General features: G+C 79.8%; 1 protein-coding gene and 2 pseudogenes. 1 reads left to right on the top strand and 2 read right to left on the bottom strand.

Annotated features, from left to right (window positions below; genetic code table 11):
* Positions 1 to 495, top strand: a pseudogene (locus ABEB16_RS21280) (hypothetical protein); the annotation flags it as partial.
* Here ABEB16_RS21280 and ABEB16_RS21275 read toward each other — a convergent pair.
* On the bottom strand, positions 416 to 1,576 hold the full coding sequence (locus tag ABEB16_RS21275; protein ID WP_345714175.1) for a glycosyltransferase family 4 protein: 1,161 nt from the start codon (positions 1,574 to 1,576) through the stop codon (positions 416 to 418). The pseudogene ABEB16_RS21280 and the gene ABEB16_RS21275 overlap by 80 nt on opposite strands.
* 8 nt (positions 1,577 to 1,584) lie before the next feature.
* Positions 1,585 to 2,235, bottom strand: a pseudogene (locus tag ABEB16_RS21270) (hypothetical protein); the annotation flags it as partial.

Raw genomic sequence — 2,235 nt, 5'->3', positions numbered from 1 at the left:
CTGCCGCTGCTGGCGGCGTGGCCGCGGTTCGGGTGGCGCCGGGCGCTGGCGAGCGCGGGGGCGGCCGGCGTGCTGGTGCTGCCGTGGGCGCTGGCCGGTCCGGCCGCGATGTGGCACGACACGGTGGAGGTCATGCGCGACCTGCCGCCGCTGCGCTTCGCCGACACCGTGTACGTGGCGCTGCTGCACGAGGCGGGGCTGGCGCTGCCGCTGCCCGCGGTGGGGGTGGCGGTGCTGGCGGTCCTGGTGCCCGCCTGCCGGCGGGTGCGCCGCGGGACCGGCCTGGACGGGGTGCTGCTGTGGGCGGCGGTGGTGCTGCTGGTCGCCAACCTCGTCAACAAGCAGGCCTTCTACAACCAGTACTGGCTCGTGGGGGCGCTGCTGCTCACCGCCTGGGCGGCGGCCGCGGCCCCGCTCACGCCGCGTCCGGGTCCACCCCCGCGAGCATCCGCTGCAGCCGCAGCGCCAGGTCGTCCCAGCGCCACGCGCGGCTGACCCACTCCCTGCCGCGCTCGCCGTGCCGGCGCGCCAGGCCGGGGTCGAGCAGGTAGCGGGTGACGGCGGCCGCGACGGCGGCGGGGTCGCGGCCGTCGACGACGGTGCCGCTGACCCCGTCGAGCACCGCGTCGGGTGCGCCGCCGGAGCGCCCGGCCACCACGGGCAGCCCGCACGCGGCGGCCTCCAGGTAGCAGATGCCCAGCGCCTCCGGCTCCAGCCCGCCCAGCCGGGTGCGGGCCGGCATGCAGAAGACGTCCCCGGCGTCGTGGTGGGCGGGGGTCTGCGCCCAGGGCACGGCGCCGGTGAGGACGACGGCGTCGGCGACGCCCAGGCGCCGGGCCAGCCGCACGAGGGAGCGCCGGCGCGGGCCGTCGCCGACGAGGAGCAGCACCGTGCCGGGCACGTCGCGGCGGATCCGCGGCAGGGCGCGCACGAGCACGTCCTGCCCCTTGCGGGTGACGAGGCGGGAGACGCACACCACGACGGGGCGGCCGGCCAACCCCAGGCGCTGGCGCACCTCGTCGCCACCGCAACCGGGGGTGAACACCGAGGTGTCCACCCCGGGGGTGAGCCGCCGGACGCGGGCGCGGGCGGCGGGCGTCAGGGGGCGCTCGATGCGCTCGCGGCACCAGGGCCCGAGGCAGGTGAGGACGTCGGCGCCGTCCCCGATGCGGCGCAGCAGGGCGCGGGAGCCGGGCAGCGCCGACCACCACACCTCGTGGCCGTGGGTGGTGGCCACGATCCGGCGCACCCCGGCGCGGCGCAGTGCCGGCGCCATGAGCCCCAGGGGGGCGGCGGCGCCGAACCAGACGGCCTCGCAGCCGTGGGCGGCGGCGGTGCGCGCGACGCGACGGGTGATCGCCGGCGTGGGCACGAGGAGGGGTGAGGGGTCGCGGACCACGGGGAAGGGCAGCCGGGCGTCGACGTCGCGGTCGCCGCGCTGGCGGGCGGTGTGCACGACGATGCGCCCGGGTGGCATCCGCCGCGCCATCTCCAGCACGAAGGTCTCGATGCCCCCGGTGCGCGGGGGGAAGTCGTTGGTGACGACGAGCACGACCGGTGGCTCGCCGGGGGGCACCGGTGGGCTCACCGCCAGCCCGCCAGCCCGCCGCGGACCTCGGCGCGCCAGCCGGTCACGAGGGTCTGGAGGTCCTCGCCCAGCACCGACCGCGCCGTGGCCGCCAGGGGCGCGCCGCCGGCGAGGGCGCGCTGCAGGGCCACGAGGGCGCCGGCGCCGCAGCGGCGGGCGATCGACTCGCACAGCGTCCACGCCGCGGCGTAGGCCACCCCGATGACGTCGGTCCCGGCGGCGGCCTCGAAGTCGGCGTCGGGCGGGACGCGCGGCTCGGCTCCGGCCCGCACGGCCGCCAGCAGCGGGGCGGCGAGGGCGGCGGGGTCCAGCCCCCGGCCGGTGCGGGCCAGCTGGTCGGCACCGCCCTCGACGAGCCAGCGCGGCAGCGGCCGGGTCCCGCGCAGGGCGAGCTTGCCGCGCAGCGCCACGTGCGCGAGCTCGTGGGCGAGCACGACGGACCTGCCGGTGACCGTCAGCGCGTCGAAGACGGACGGCTGCACGACGATCCGCACGCCGGCGCCGGCGACGGAGGCGTCCCCGACGGCGAGGGCCGCGTAGGGCGCCGTGCGCGCCGCGTCCCGGCCGAGCAGCCGCCCCGCGTCGGCGGTGGTGGCGGGGACGAGGACGGCGGTGCGCCGCGGCCACCCGGGGCCCCACGCCGCCTC

Origin of the sequence: Kineococcus glutinatus (assembly GCF_039542765.1) — a bacterium.
In the GTDB taxonomy this organism is placed as follows: Bacteria; Actinomycetota; Actinomycetes; order Actinomycetales; family Kineococcaceae; genus Kineococcus_A; species Kineococcus_A glutinatus.
This window is presented reverse-complemented; position numbering and strand designations above follow the sequence as displayed.